This window comes from Mesorhizobium australafricanum, assembly GCF_033977265.1.
Lineage (GTDB): Bacteria > Pseudomonadota > Alphaproteobacteria > Rhizobiales > Rhizobiaceae > Mesorhizobium > Mesorhizobium australafricanum.
The window spans coordinates 294,753-310,089 of record NZ_JAVIIT010000007.1 but is presented as its reverse complement, the minus strand read 5'-3'; the positions used below and the strand labels follow the sequence as shown (position 1 = coordinate 310,089).

At 60.7% G+C, this 15,337-nt stretch carries 8 protein-coding genes; 2 read left to right on the top strand and 6 right to left on the bottom strand.

Annotated features, from left to right (window positions below; all coding sequences use genetic code 11):
* Positions 1-37: 37 nt before the first annotated feature.
* The 4 genes from RFM98_RS16405 to RFM98_RS16390 are packed head-to-tail and all read right to left on the bottom strand — an operon-like array spanning position 38 to position 5,340.
* Entirely contained in the window at positions 38-1,108 is a 1,071-nt protein-coding gene (locus RFM98_RS16405; RefSeq protein WP_320309842.1) for an adenylate/guanylate cyclase domain-containing protein, read from the bottom strand.
* A gap of 3 nt (positions 1,109-1,111) precedes the next feature.
* The gene (locus RFM98_RS16400; RefSeq protein ID WP_320309841.1) at positions 1,112-1,606 is read right to left on the bottom strand and encodes a Rab family GTPase; all 495 of its coding nucleotides are present in this window, start codon (positions 1,604-1,606) and stop codon (positions 1,112-1,114) included.
* 13 nt (positions 1,607-1,619) lie between these two features.
* Positions 1,620-4,667: an OmpA family protein gene (locus RFM98_RS16395; RefSeq protein ID WP_320309840.1), complete on the bottom strand. Its 3,048-nt coding sequence runs from the start codon at positions 4,665-4,667 to the stop codon at positions 1,620-1,622.
* A 7-nt stretch (positions 4,668-4,674) separates the two neighbouring features.
* Positions 4,675-5,340, bottom strand: a complete 666-nt coding sequence (locus tag RFM98_RS16390) for a hypothetical protein (protein WP_320309839.1) — start codon at positions 5,338-5,340, stop codon at positions 4,675-4,677.
* 781 nt (positions 5,341-6,121) lie between these two features.
* Here RFM98_RS16390 and RFM98_RS16385 point away from each other — a divergent pair.
* Complete coding sequence (locus RFM98_RS16385; RefSeq protein WP_320309838.1) at positions 6,122-9,013, top strand: trifunctional glycosyltransferase/class I SAM-dependent methyltransferase/polysaccharide deacetylase; 2,892 nt, start codon at positions 6,122-6,124, stop codon at positions 9,011-9,013.
* 367 nt (positions 9,014-9,380) lie between these two features.
* Positions 9,381-10,826 (top strand): adenylate/guanylate cyclase domain-containing protein, encoded by a 1,446-nt coding sequence (locus tag RFM98_RS16380; protein WP_320309837.1) that lies wholly within the window; start codon positions 9,381-9,383, stop codon positions 10,824-10,826.
* 334 nt (positions 10,827-11,160) lie between these two features.
* Here the strand turns inward: RFM98_RS16380 and RFM98_RS16375 are convergent, their stop codons facing one another.
* A complete protein-coding gene (locus RFM98_RS16375) occupies positions 11,161-11,841 on the bottom strand; it encodes a redoxin domain-containing protein (protein ID WP_320309836.1) in 681 nt (226 codons plus the stop codon).
* A gap of 19 nt (positions 11,842-11,860) precedes the next feature.
* Complete coding sequence (locus RFM98_RS16370) at positions 11,861-15,157, bottom strand: ATP-binding protein (RefSeq protein WP_320309835.1); 3,297 nt, start codon at positions 15,155-15,157, stop codon at positions 11,861-11,863.
* Positions 15,158-15,337: the final 180 nt, after the last annotated feature.

The following is a 15,337-nucleotide window of genomic DNA, read 5'->3' as shown; positions in this document are numbered from 1 at the left end:
AATGCAGTGCGCTCCAGGTCGGCACAGCCAAGCGGCATCAGGCCAGGAGCCGCCACATTCGCACGCGACCTGTACCACGCAATTCCGTTTCCTCGAGGGGGTCGCAAGAAAAATTGGGTCCAAGCAGTTCGTGGGTTCCGTCCGAAATACGGATTTCATCGGGCTCCGCGGCCTTTTGAATGCGCGCGGCGAGATTAACGGTGTCGCCCCACAGGTCATAGACAAACCGCCTTTTGCCTATCACGCCCGCCACGATCGGTCCGGAGTGAATTCCAATCCTGAGACTTAGCGGTTCGCCTGCGAAGCGCTCGCGCCTGGCCGCCTCACGCAGCTCAAGTGCATAGTGCGCAAGGGCTTGCGCATGATCGGGTCGGGCGGTGGGCAGGCCAGCGACCGCCATGACACAATCGCCGATGGTCTTGATCTTTTCGCAGCCATATTCTTCGGAGAGCAGATCCGCCGACTTGAAGAAGTAATTCAAAATAGCGAGCGTGGGCGCGGCTCCGACGCTCCGCGCCCTTTCCGTAAAACCGACGATGTCGGCAAAGAGCACACTGACTTCCGCATGGCTGTCCGCAATCTGCTCGTCCGCTTTCAGTCGCTCCGCGATCGACGCCGGAAGAATGTTGAGGAGCAGGGATTCGGCACGCCGGTATTCGCGCGACAAACCCTCCTGGCTCTCCCTCAATGCCTCGTTAGTCGATTGCAGCGTCGCATTGAGTTGACGCTCCCTCTCCTGAAGGAGCGTCATTTCATAAGCCTTCTGCTGAAGTCGCTGCTGGTGGTCGCGTTCGGGAGCGGCGTCGAGAAAGACCAGCCACACCGAGTCGCTGCCACCAAAGAGATGAAGGTCGGCGACGTGGCCGCCGGGCAGTTCCATCATGGGCATATGGAATGGAAGCTCCGGGCAAGGCAGCAGCCCTTCCATGAATTCAAGCTGATCGGCAACGAGCTCGCCAGTGTGAAGCGACGAGAGCCCGTAATGTTCGAGGTTGCCGCCCTTCTCTTCTATGCATTGCCGGGCGTCGATTTTCAGAAATGCGGCAAAGCGCTCGTTAGAGAAGAAATCGTATATCCAGCTTCTGACTTCTTTCGGCAATCTGGCCATGGTCTAATTGGTGACCATCGAAGCAAGCTGACGGAACGCATCGTCGACATGTTCGCCCGAAAGCGCGCTCGTCAGATAGATTTGCCATCCACGTTGCTTCAGTTCGTCGATCTCACCATCCGATATCGCCCACCGGTCGGCCAGATCGGATTTGTTGAACAGCAATACGAACGGCATTGCGCCGAATTCGGCCTCGACCCGCTCGCGCAGCGTCAGCGCCACGGCGAGCGTGGCGGGCCGGGTTCCGTCGACGACAAGCACGAGCCCGGTCGCACCTCGCACATAGCTGACGCGGAATGACCCGATGTCGTCTTCGCCGGCTAGATCCCACAAAATCAGGTCCACGGTTTTGTCCGGAAACGCGACGCTCTTCTTGTCGATTTTCACGCCCACCGTGGTCAGGTAGTTCTCCGAGAAGATGCTTTGCACGAACCTGCGCACCAGGCTCGTCTTGCCGACAGCGAACCCGCCCAACATGCAGATCTTTTTTTGCAGCATCCTGGGCTCCGCACTACTCCAGGTTCACCGTAACCGAAACCCGGCGATTGGTGGAGTTCCCAGTTAGACTATTTTCATTTTCGGGCACCGCCGGCTCAAAGGTGCCGGCGCCGCGAACCTGCAGCAGTTCCGGAGCGACGCCGCGCTTGTTGAGAAGCGCGCGAACTGTCTCCGCCCGGGCGGCGCTGATCGACGCATTGGCCGTCTCACGGCCCGTGGTGTCCGAATGGCCGGTCAACATGAACCGCGCTGTCACGCCTGCCTTGCGGGCAGTTTCGGCGAATTCCTTCAACTGATCAGCCAATCTGTCGAGCACCGGCGTCTGCTCCGGTCCCGGCACAACTCGACCGGAAGAGAAGAAAATATCGGTCGTCTGGATGGCCTCTCTCAAATGATTAAGTTCTGCAAGGTTCAGCTCGCGCAGCTGCGAGACATCCAGAACCACTCCGTCCGCCGAAAGCTGGTCGGCGGCTGCCTGCGCCCGGCTGATCCAGCCGGCAGCTGCCTCGCCCACGACAACGATGCGACCCTGGATGATCGAAAGCCGAACCGATTTCGGCGGGGACAGCGACGCCGTCAGCCGCTTCACAACGAACTTCGGATCAAGACTCTGATAGAATTGCCACTGTGAATGAACGCGGGCGGGATCAACCTCCGTTCCGGACAGCAGAGCTTGCGGGTCGGCGGCAAGCGGGTCTCTCAGGCCGGAAATGTAGAAATGCCCGCCCCTCTCCGTTTGTTGAGCGACGATGATTCCCGGTTGGGCCTCAAGTCGCGACACATAATACTGCCAGTGCTCCGCCGCGCGTGCATCGGGGCTCACATCACGAACCTTGGAGATGTCGAACTCCGGTCCGCCTGCTGAAAGCTGTCGAGCCGCTGCGCGCGCCCGATCTATCCAGGTGTCGGGAGCCTCACCCTCGGCAACGATGCGGTCATTGACGATCGAAAGTCGTACTGTATCCGGCGGATACAGCGACGCCGTCAGCCGCTTCAGCACGAACGCCGGCTCAAGGCTCTGGTAGAACTGCCAGCTTGCATGAACGCGCGCGGGATCGACCTTCGTTCCGGACAACAGCGACTGGGGGTCGGCGGCGAGTGGGTCTCTCAGGCCGGTAATATAGAATTGGCCATCGCGCACATTCTGTTGGGCGACGATGATGCCGGGCTGGGTCTCCAGTCGCGACACATAGGCCTGCCAGCGCTCCTCGGGGCTCACGTCACGGACCCCGGAGATGTCGAAGACCGGTCCGCCGGCCGAAAGCTGCTGGGCGGCGGTCCGCGCCCGGTTGATCCACGCGGTGGTGGCCTCACCCGCGGCAACAATGCGACCATCGACGATCGAAAGCCGCACCGAATCCGGCGGAGCCAGGGACGCCGTCAGGCGCTGCAACACAAACTCCGGCTCGAGGCTCTGATAGAACTGCCAGCTTGCATGAACACGCGCTGGATCGACCTGCGTTCCGGCCAACAGCGACTGCGGGTCGGCGGCAAGCGGGTCCCTCAGACCGGTAATATAGAATTGGCCGTCGCGCACATTCTGATCGGCGACGATGAGGCCAGGCTGGGTCTCCAGTCGCGACACATAGGCCTGCCAGCGCTCCTCGGCGCTCACATCACGGACCCCGGAGATGTCGAAGACCGGTCCGCCTGCCGAAAGCTGCTGGGCGGCGGCCCGCGCCCGGTTGATCCACGTGGTGGTAGCCTCACCCTCGGCGACGATGCGACCATCGACGACCGAGAGGCGTACCGAATCCGGCGGCGCCAGCGACGCCGTCAGCCGCTTCAGCACGAATTCCGGCTCGAGGCTCTGATAGAACTGCCAGTTTGAATGAACGCGCGCGGGATCGACCTCCGTTCCCGACAACAGCGACTGCGGGTCGGCGGCGAGCGGGTCTCTCAAGCCGGCAATGTAGAACTGGCCGCCGCGAATTTTTTGGTCCGAAACGACGATCCCCGGCTGGGTCGCCAGTCGCGACAGATAGGTCTGCCAGCGCTGCCCGGCTTGCCAGGAAAGAAAGAACCAGACGCCTGCCGCAGTCAGAATCAGCAGGGCTGCCGTCACCACCAGCCACGGGAATCCCTCTTTTGAATCCGTATGCTGCAGCTCGACGCAGGTCTGCAACTGGGTCTCTACGCCGGGCAACTGCGAGGTATCCCCGTCGAAGCGCTCCAAAGCCTGCGAGGACTGATCATGGATGCGAAGCAATACGTCGCGGATTACGTCATGCAACTGCTCTGGCGGATTTCCCCTGATCACCGCAACCAGCGTCGCAAACGGTCCGACTTCCGACCAGAGGCGAAGCTCTCCGAACCGGATGGTGTCCAGGCCGCTGTTTTCTTTCTCGTTGAACGAATCCTTCACAAAATCCTGGATTGCGCTGAGCATCGAGGAAATCAGTTGAGGGTCTTCGCTGGTCGCGTTTTCGGCTGTTACATGCGCGATCAAAAGCCCGGAGCTGCGGCTAATGAGAAAGACATGCTCCACGCGATATACGAGAGAATGCTTGAGAACGACTTCCGAGAAGCTTGTTCCCGTTCTCCAGGCCTCAAATCTCCACTTGAGGCCATGCCAGGTAAATATATGCCTTAAAGATTCATTCAGCGACTGGAAGGTCTGGTCAATCTTTTCGCCAATCGACTTGCGAATGGCCGGCAGAAACACCGGATATAATATATCCGTCAGTGTGTTCGGGTTCTTCTGGATGGACCGTTGCGCAGCTCTTTCGACGGCCGGCGCGAGGGCCTCGCCGAGTTGCATATGAGACGCGCGCGCGGTCGCGTCGGGGAGAATGTTTCCTACAGCGGCCGCAAGCTGCTCAGGTTCGTCGAGCAGGTGCGTAACGCGTGAAAGCTCCGAGATTTCGTGGCCGACGAGCAGTTGGCGAAGCTTTTCCAGCTGATGATCGGCGGCCGGAACGCCTTCGTAAAGCGCATGGTTGTCCGGATCGACGTTCCGGGCGATTTCCACCAAAAGGCGGGCCAAAGCCTCGCGATCAATCCCGGTATCGATCGAAGCTTGTCTCTGAGGTAGGCTGATTGGTTCGACGCTCGACGTCAAGTTCCGATCAACTCACTTTCCAGCCACGCTCCGAATTGCCCTTGCTGCCGACGGGATCCTGGTTGAGACATTTCGCGACCTCGACGAACAGGCCGGCCAGAAGATTCCGGTCGGTCTTGACGTTGCTGAGATCGGAAAAGATCTTCTCCATCAGCATTTGAGCGCTTTCATTCTTTTGCTTGATTTCCTCGCGCAGCAAATGGTCGCTTCTGTTCATGCGATCCGCGATTTCGCGCTCGAGCTCGCTCAATTGATCCGACAAGGCGCGCACCTGCTTTTCGAGCGCCTGGTTTTGATCGCGAAGATTGCGGTCGATCTCCTTGTCGGCCTCGGCGCGCGCATCTTTTTCGTTCCGCAACTGCGTCGCCAGCGAGTCAACCTGCTTCTTGGCATTCGACTCGTAGGTTTCAAGATTACGCTTGGCTTCGGACTCGACATCCTTGAAGCGTTGCAGGAACCGCTCCTCAAGCTTGGAGAAGCGGCGGTCGTAATCCTGCATCTGATTGCCGAACAAAAGATCACGTATCTTGTCGACACCTGGAGCGTCACCGCCTGCCCCGCCCTCGCGAGCCTGGCCCGCCATGAAGTTCAGCCCGTTTCCCTCCGCATTACCTATCAGATTTGCATCCGCTTTATTTGCTGAAGACGCGGCACTCGAAGATTCCTTAGCCATCACTATGCCCCAATTGCCCAGTGGAAAACTCGGAAACCGGAATTATGTCAGACAAATACCCGACCGGCAAGCCGAAATCCTCTTGGCTTAAACCGATTCGTGCGTCCCTCGCTCCCTCTTGGACTAGCAACAAATGCATACGTTCCGATTGATGTTGCTTTGCATCTCTTTGTCGTAGCGAAAATAGCTGGCTAATCCGATTGATCATTGGGCACGATCCACTGTTGAAAAAGTAGCTTATCCCAAAAAATGAGGCGAAGTTATGCGTTATCTTTGGATCAGTCGGAATTATCTAAACTATATGTGTAGATACTGCCTCACGCCTGGATGTATACTGCGACAGTCGGCTTCTAACGCGTGCCCAACGCGTGACGGAAGGTCTTCGTTCGGACGGAGAATGGCTGTTCGAGAATGCACGGACAACGGCTGTTATTGCCGCAAGGGCTGCCTGCGGCCTTTGCATTAGCGATGTCTACTTTTGATGAATCGACAGGACCTTAGAAATGTCTGCCATGCGACGCATTCGTGACAGGCAGCTTGGGGCCGGCACTGGACTGTCGGGTTTTGGGACGGCCGGGCAACCAGCTGACGGATGTGGTTGGAAACCGTCGGGTCGAATTTGAAGCAGGCTTTCAAATGGAACCCGCTGTGGTATCTCGGGAAAGTTCGCAGGAGACTGTTTGGACGCAGCGTCCCTGAGGACCGTTTCCGTTGGCAGGAAATCGCCCGCTATGTTTCGGGACTCTTGCCATACCTTCGAACCAGGAGTGGGTAAGACGGCGTGGCGCATAATCCCTTGGTTTCAATCGTGGTTCCTGCGCACAACGCGGAGGCGACGCTGGCGCGCGCACTCGATTGCCTTCTCGATCAGGAAGTAGTGGATTGGGAGGCGATCGTCGTCGACGATGCCTCCACGGACAGCACCGCCGCGATCATCGCCGGTTATGTGGAGCGCGATGCCCGGTTTCGGACGTTGAGCTCTTGCGCGTACAGCGCCGCCGGCGCCCGCAATAACGGGATTTCGAAAGCGCGCGGCCACTGGGTCTTGTTTCTGGACGCGGACGATTGGGTGGATGCCAGCTTCCTTGTGAAAATGCTGGCCGCATTGAAAACCGCTCCCGATGCAGTGGCCGCCTATTGCGGTTCTCGGCGCGTGATGCCCGATGGCGAACTCACCCCGTCGAGCATCTCAACGGAGGTTGCGATCCAGCCCTTCGAAACATTCGCCCGCCGGTGTGCCATTCGCACTCACGCGCTGCTGGTCGACCGCGAGAAAATTGTCGAGTTGGGCGGTTTCGATGTGTCGCTGCGTACCTGCGAGGACTGGGATCTGTGGCAGCGCCTCGCGCGTCTAGGCGGACCTTGGGTGATGGTCGACGAGCCGCTCGCTTTCTATCAGACCGGACCCAACTCGCTGACCCGCAATTCGACGCAGATGCTGGTCGATGCGGAAACCGTGATCGCCCGCGGCTTTTCTCCTGATCCCAGGGTCGAACACCCAGCATCGGCCCACGCCAACGGAGCGATCGAGGCCCACGGCTGCACTGCTTCCGAAGCACTCGCGTGGTTCGCGTTGTGGAACGCCGCGTCGGATTGCGGCCGCGGCTCGCGCTCGATCAACACGCAGTCCCTGCGCGCGCTCCCGGCAGGACGCAAGTGGGCGCGTGAGATCGCCAAAGTGGTCTTCGACGGCCTTATGGTGGGAAGCCTGTCGGTGCCAGCGCAGCTGGCTGCCAGGTGGGACAGGTTCAGCGGCCCCCTCGCCGAGTTGATCATCGAACTCGGCAAGGTCTGGGGCGATCCCGTAGCCGGTCGCCGCGTCCAGTATCACCTTGAGCAAATGATTCTTGACGTCGACGACCTCGCCGCGCCGCGCAGGCTGACGCGGACACTCGGAATTCGCGTCGACGCTCGAAAACCAACCCCGACCGAATTGCCGGAAGGAATCGATCAGATTTATGCCTGCCTGATGATGGATGGCCAGATCGAGGCGCGCGTGCAGTTCGGCGTCCTCGGAACGGTGACAAGGCGTCATTGGATTGAATTGATCCTGAATTCCGTGCCCCCTGAGCGACATGCAAACAGTCTCTCCGGCGATAAGCGCGCGGGCCGCCGGCCTGATCGGGACAGCCACTTCGGCAAACTCGCGCAATTGGCCGCGCAAGCGCGGCGTCTGGTTCGGTCGAGTCCCGAAGCTACAGGGCCCCTTGCAGCGCCGCGCCGTGCAAAGGCCGCGGATCGGCACGACAATGATCGCACGTCGTTCTGGGATCGCCATTTCGCGATCGAGGATCCCTGGAACTATGGCTCGGCCTACGAACAGGAAAAGTATGAGCGGCAGCTCGAAATTCTGCCTGCCGGTCCTATCGGACGGGCGCTTGAGCTGGCCTGCGCAGAGGGCCATTTCACGCGGCGACTGGCGCCGCGAGTGGACCATTTGACCGCAACCGACATCTCCGCCGTAGCCGTCGGGCGAGCGCGCGCGCGATGCGGCGATCAGCCGAATATTGAGTTCGGCGTGCTGGATTTCGTCGCCGACACGCTGCCGGGCGAGATGGACCTGATCGTTTGCTCGGAAGTGCTCTACTACCTGGATGATGCCGCCGAGTTGCGGCGCATCGCCAAGAAATTCGCTGAGGCGTTGGCGCCTGGCGGCAGTTTCATCAGCGCACACGCATTCGTGTTGCGTGACAATGTTGAGAAGACGGGCTTCGACTGGAACACATTCGGTGCACAAGTGATCTCGGAGACGCTGGCGGCGACCGAAGGTCTCGTGTTGGAGCAATCGATCCAGACCGAGCTTTACCGCATAGACCGCTTCCGCCGCATGTCCCCGGACGACGTGACGACGCAACCGACGATTGATCATGTGCCAATCCGCGCGCGCCTCGAATTCGGGGTAGCGCGAAATGTCGTCTGGGGCGGGGCGCGGGCCTTGCGCCGCGACGTCAAACGGAGTGAGCGGCGGCAACGTATCCCTATCCTCATGTATCACGGCGTCGCCGATGATGGTCCGGCCGCGCTCGCCCGTTTTCGGTGCACGCCGGCCGCGTTCGGCAGCCAGATGGCATGGCTGCGCGCCAATGGCTTTCACGCGATCACGTCCGAGCAACTGGAAACTTTCATCGCCAACCGCCAACCGTTCGTTGGCCGGCCAGTGCTCATCACCTTCGATGACGGCTTCCAGAACTTTGCCGACCATGCCTGGCCGGAGTTGCGCAGCAACGACCTGACCGCGGAAGTGTTTCTGGTGACGGATCTAGTTGGTGGCAGTGCACGGTGGGACGCCGCCATCGGCCCGCCGACGCCACTTATGGACGCCGGGACCGTGCGACGCCTCGCGGGCGAAGGTGCATTCTTCGGAAGCCATCTGGCGACGCATCGCGCGATCGATGGTCTGTCGAGTTCCGACCTGGCCGCCGAGCTCCTGCGCTCTCGTATGTTCATCGAACGGTGGACCGGTCGGCCAACCACTGCGTTCGCGGCACCCTTCTCTGTCACCGACCGACGGCTGGGCCGGCTGGCCAAGGAGTGCGGCTACCGGATCGGCTTCGGCGGCAGACACGGGCCGGCGGACCTCGATTGCGATCCCATCGACCTTCCGCGCATCGAGATTCGTGGGGATCGCTCGCTCGATGATTTTGTTGCCATTGTCGAGGCCGTGCTCGAATGAACCGTGACCCTGTCAGGGTCATTATTCCCGCTGACAATGCGCGAGATGCGATCGACGAGACGCTCCGCAGCGGCTCGCAGTGCTGACACGCGCGAGCAGGCAACGCGAAATTCCGCTAATGACTGACCCTAAAGCGCGTCGCGCTGAACCGGATTCAGGCGACGCGCTTTAAGTCTTTGTTTTGAAGCATGTCGTTGTCCCAGAACCGCTGCACACTTCTGGGCGACATGCATTAGCCGACATTCAGAGCGTCTGCACCAGTGTGGCGCGGGCCGCCCTAAGGCTCGAGACAGACGAAGGATTTCCATCCATTCGCATCGGGAAGGATTTTTTGGTAGGCTGCCGCAAGGCAAATTGGGGTTTCGGCGTGATGGTGGTCGACGATCGCCTTCTCGAAGGCAAGATGACCGAGATCGAGCAAGCGCGAGCCTGGAGCCCGCGCGTCATCTCAAAATTCGAGACGCTTATCAGGAGCGGCGACGACCAGGCGCTCTATCGGGTCAATCCGCTGGCCTTCGCCCGCGACCGCGCAATCGCCGAGCCTGAAGCAATCGACCTCTTCCTCCACGCGGCCCGTTGCGGCCTGTTCGATATGAGCTGGGACGTGCTCTGTCCGCAATCCGGGATGGTGCTCGACAGTTTCGGCGCCCTGCGCACGCTGCAGACGCATTACGTCTGCGGTCTCTGCGACGTATCGGGCGATACCAACCTCGACGATTTTATCGAGGTCTCCTTCTCTATATCGCCGCATCTGCGGCGCCTTCCGTTCCACGAGCCCCAGACGCTCTCTGTCGAGGATTTTCACTGGAAGCTACACTTCAGCAATGCCGGGCGGCTACCCGGGCAGGACGTGCGCTTTTTGGACGTTCTGCGAGGCTTCGTGCGGGGCATGACGTTCCTGCCGCCGGGCACCACGACAATGCTGTGCGCGGACCTCGATCCCGGCTCCCTGTCGGGCGTCAACGTGCAGACTCAGGCGGCATTCGCTGTACCTGTGTCAGGGGATCCGGTGTTGGCGCCGACACTTCTTAAGATCAGCTATGACGGCAAGCGTTTCTTGCCGGCGTTGCCGGCCGTGCCGCCCGGTCCGGTTGTCATTGAGGTTGCGAATACCGGACCCGGTCGTGGCGCGTTGCTTCTCATCAACTGGCCGCCTGAGCTTGTCGCGTTGACGACCAAACCGACGCTCGATTTCGATCCATATGTTTCCGGCGGGGCGCTGCTTGCGCAGCAAACCTTCCGCCAGCTCTTCCGTTCCGAGCGTGTCGACGAGAAGGAGGGGCTCGGCATCCGGCAGATCACCTTCCTGTTCACGGACCTCAAGGGTTCCACCGCCATGTACGAGCGTCTTGGCGACCTCAATGCCTATGCCCTGGTCCGCGAGCATTTCGCTCTTCTCAATGCGGCGGTCCACCAGCATTCCGGCGCTGTCGTAAAGACAATCGGAGATGCGGTGATGGCAGTATTCTCGCGACCATCGGATGCAATTTCGGCCGCCCTGCATATTTTTGAAGAAATCGATCGCTTCAACAGCGGTAGTGTCAGGCCAGGGATTATCCTCAAGATGGGTGCGCACTGCGGTCCATCGATTGCCGTCACACTCAACGACAACCTCGACTACTTCGGCCAGACTGTGAATGTCGCCGCACGCGTGCAGTCACTGGCGGAAGCCGGACAGGTCTGCATCTCCGAGGCGCTCTATTCCGCGCCCGGTGTAAGTGACCTGCTTGCCGGCCGAGACGTCATCGCGTTTGAAGCGCCACTTCGAGGTGTAGAGGGCGATGCAACGGTCTATCGCATTACGAGGGGATAGATGCGATTGCGTGCCGCAAACTTATCAGCGGTTGCCTCGGCCCGAGTAAAAACAAATACTTACAGCGGGTCCATCTACGAAAAAGCTGAACCGCTCTGGCGTTCCGAGCCAAGCCCCCAAAGGCACACGTACTGAAGTTTCACCACCACTGCCGTCGACATATTCCGCACGGCAGTCCATCGGTGCTCATCTCAAGGTGTTTTGCGCGCCTTGACGCGGACGGGTATGAGCAAACGGCAATATGGCAAGGCGTGAGGTTTCGTCTCGTCGACTAATAATAGAGCGAGTTCTGCGAACATAGCTGCATCGTCGCAACATACTCCCGCAAAAGTGTCTATTGGGCGACTTGGGACACGGCTGACATCAGCTCCTGCGGGCTAGGCGCCCCAAACATGTATCGCCCACCCTCTGGAACCTCCGTGAAACTCCAGCGGACAACCCCCTGCCGGTCGAGCAGGAACTGACCGATCAGTTGTCCGTGTCCGGTTGCCATCATCTGCTGGTCGGCTTCGGTCACGTCGTAATGGTCCCTCTTGTCGAGGAATTCGCTGGCCGCAAAAGGGTCCATTGGACCGGGCAACTCGCCCGGTATGTCGACCCGCATATCCTTTGCCACTGCCATCGAGACCTTATACGGCCAGTTTGTCTCGTCTTGGGTGAATTCGAGATTGGGTAGACCAAAAGCACGATGTGAAGCGCGTTCAGGATCGGAGGCGGCAAGCAGATTCGGCATCGGGTGGTAGCGGAAGTAGAGACGCGCCCGCTCGATCGGCGTGTTGACAACCGTCAGGCTCCCCACGCCTTTTTCGCGCAACTCCGGATCAAGCCGCGCCTGGGCAGCGATATGGCGCCGGCAAAACGCACAATGAAGACCTCGAAAAAGGCCGATCAGCACAGGTTTTTGTCCGCGAAAGTCGTCAAGCGCGATCTTGCCTTCCTGGGTAATGGCGTCGAGCACCACGTTCGGCGCACGGTCGCCCGGTTGAAGCGGTACCAAGTCAATACGCGTGGACATTTCCAACCTCCCACCCCGGCTAGTCGAGAAAAGGCAGCACCACAAGCGTTTCCGGGTCGAGCCCGTGCTGGGCGCATATACCCTGCGCCAGGGAAAAGTAGCGTTCGGCCTCTGCCAGATTGTCGAGGTCGAGATTAAGCGTTGCAAGACCATCATAGCACGGAAACAGCAGTTGGGGTTCGCCCGTTTCGCGGGCTACGTCCATTGCTTCGTTGAACAAGCCAACCGCCAGTTCCGGATGGCCGTTGCACTGGTGGATCTGCCCAAGCACGATTAACGGCACCGGCAGGTGCTCGCGCTGGTCGAGTGCCCGGTCGATCTCGATGGCCTTCTCGGCAGCAGGCACGCCCTCGGTTGGACAGCGATCCGTGAAAGTACAACAAGCGACGGCCAGATTGGCGAGGAGGCGCGCCTGGAAGCCCAAATCACCAATATGGCGCGCCACTTCAAGACCGCGCCGACAGACCTCCATCGCCTTTGCCGGATCGATGGTCGTGTAAAGCACGCCGAGATTGGTGTAGCCGCGGCAGGCCGTGCCCAGTAGGCCGGCGGCTTCGGCCAATTCAATGCTGCGCTCAACCAGACGCAGGGCTTCATGGTTTCGCCCAAGGCGAGCCAACGCAACGGCCTTCGTATTGAGTGCCTCGGCGGTCACAAGAGTGGCATCACACCCTGCCTCTGAGATATGCTCCGCTGTCAGAGTGCCCACGCAATCCAGCGCCGCGTCTGCCCATTTTGTCGCGAGAGCGTGATCTCCGCTACGGAACGCCTGTCGGCCCCGTTCTTGCCAGAGATGCGCCTGCTCTATCGGGGCATCCGCTCCATCGAGGAGCGCTGCCGCTTCGGCATAGCGGGATTCTGCGTTGTCCCGCTTGCCGACATCCCAGAGCAGCCGGCCGATCTTACGCAAAACGCGCGCCGAAGCGACACGATTGCCTGACTCGCGATATGCCTGCAGCACCGCCTCGTAGTGGTGGTGCGCGATCTCGCGGCGGCCTACCGGGCCGCTCAAATCGGCAATGCGCTCTGCAATTGCCAGTTTGAGCGGTGTTTGCCCGGTCACGCCCAACGCAGTCAGTGCTCGCTCGTAGAAACGAAGGGCGTCGTCGTTGGCGTATATCATGCGAGCGCGATCGCCCGCCGCCTGCAGGTAATGCGCGCCCTTCTCCCGCTCGGCGCTCTGTGCGAAATGATGACCGAGCACGGTCAAATCCTCGAGCCGTTCCGGCTTGTCGCCGCACAGTTGCTCCAAGGCAGCACCGACCCGCCCGTGGATGTCGGTCCGGCGTTGCAGGAGCAGATTCTGGTAGATCACGTCCTGCAGCAATGTTTGCGTAAAGCGGTAGCTTTGCGACGAGACCGAGCCTGATCCGGCAACCTCCTCGATGATTTCCGCATCGCAAAGCAGTTCGCAGCCGGCTTCGAGGCGGCCGGGGTCGGCTGTCACGGCTTTCAGAAGTGTGGCATCGAAGCGCGGGCCGATTACCGCGGCTTCCTGGGCCAACCGGCGCACCTCTTGGGGCAGCCGGTCGACGCGGGCAAGCAACATTGCCTGGATAGTGGCGGGAATGCCGGTTGCGACTTCGCCTGCCACAGTCCGCCATTGCTGGCCGTCGCGCATGAGCACACCGCGATCGATAAGGCCGCGAACGATCTCCTCTACAAAAAGGGGGTTGCCGCCCGCCCGCTCGAGGATCTGGTCGGGAAGCCCCCCTGCGGACTTTACCCAGCTCTCGCCGAAAAGCGCCGCCAGCAGGCTGCGTCCGTCATCACTGTTGAGCGGCGAAAGCCTGAGCGCCGTGTGACTGACCCGACTTGACTCGAGTTGGTCGTTGTCCGGTGCCGGACGATGCGTGACCAGTAACATCAACCGCGTGCGTTCCAACCTGTCCATCACGAAACGTAGTGCCTCGAGCGACACGGCGTCGGCCCAGTGCAGGTCTTCGACGACAATCAACAGCGGCGACAACGCAAGCCGCCGCTCGATGATTGTGCGGACTGCGTAGAGAATTTGCCGCCGCAGCTGCTCGGGCTCGACATGCTGCAAGGTGGCATCGGGGTCGCCAAGGCCAAGCACATGGTAGAGCAAAGGCATCAGCCGCTTCGCCTCCTCGCCCTGCAGGCCGAGATCGGTAAGCAAGCCCGCGAGCTTCCCCCGCATTTCGTCCCCATTGTCGTTTTGCATCATCCCGGCAGCGCTGCGCACCACCGCGCCCAAGGCGCCAAATGATTGTTCGCCCAGCGGTGAGCAGATGGCCTGCCGCACCGCGACGTTGCGAAAACGATCCTCGTCGCCGACGCGGGCGACGAACTCCTTCACCAGCCGCGATTTCCCGATGCCGGCTTCTCCGACGAGGCGGACAAGTTGGGCCGCGCCGCCGCACGCCTGGTCAAGGCTCGCCAGCATTCTATTGAGCTCCGCACCACGACCTATTATCGGCGCGCTGAGGCCGAGCGTCTCGAGCCCACGCGCCGCGCGCGGCGCCGCAAGCGGTGCATCCAGTCGATGGACGAGGACACTGCCAGCCTTGCCGCGGAGCACGACATCACCCAGCGACTCATAAGAGAAGGCATGCCGGGTCAGCCTGTGGGTGAGCTCGCCGACCAGCACCTGACCCGGTGCGGCCAACGATTGCAGGCGTTGCGCCGTATTCACTGTATCGCCGGTCACCGAATAGGATTTAGCGGTGCCGATGCCCAATCCGCCAGTGACGACCGGACCGGTGTTTATGCCGATGTGGAGTAACAGAGGCGAGCCGGAGTGGGGGGCGCTTTCGCCGAGCCGCGCCGTCCGGGCGATCATGTCGAGTGCGGCGCGAAGCGCACGTTCCGGATCGTCCTCATGTGCTACCGGCGCACCGAACAATGCGAGCATTGCATCGCCGATGAATTTGTCGACGAAACCACCGAAGTTTCGCACGGCCACCGTCAATTCCTTGAACAATTCGTTCTGCAGCGCTTGCATGACCTCGGGGTCGAGCTGCTCGCTGAGTGTCGTGAAGCCGCAAAGGTCGGCGAACAGGACCGTTACCGTCCGGCGATCGGCGTCTGAGACGGGATGCAGCCCATCGCCTTCGATGTTCGGAAGCAGCGACGGAGTGCGAGAAGGCGGCACAATGGTCCGGCTTGGTGTCGGAGCAGGCCGTTCGAGGGCTTTTGCGGGCGCACCGACGCTTGCCCCACATTTCGGACAGAACTCGAAATCAGGTGCGCAGAGGTAGCCGCAACTGGCACATGGCACGGGCTGGCGCCGGCCACACCTTGGACAGAAGGCGTAACCGCCCTCAACCTCGAAACCACAGCCCGCGCAGTCCATCGAACAAGACCTCACCCAGGGGCCGTCACGGCGTGATCTCGCTACGCACTTCACGGCCGGGTATTCACACAAGGATGAACCGTTAGTCGTCGACCAGCAAGCGGCAACGCAAATGGCCATCGAGCGATCGGCGTGGGTCCGGTGGCAGAGCGCTGCCGATTCGGGCCGCTGCGTGGCCGT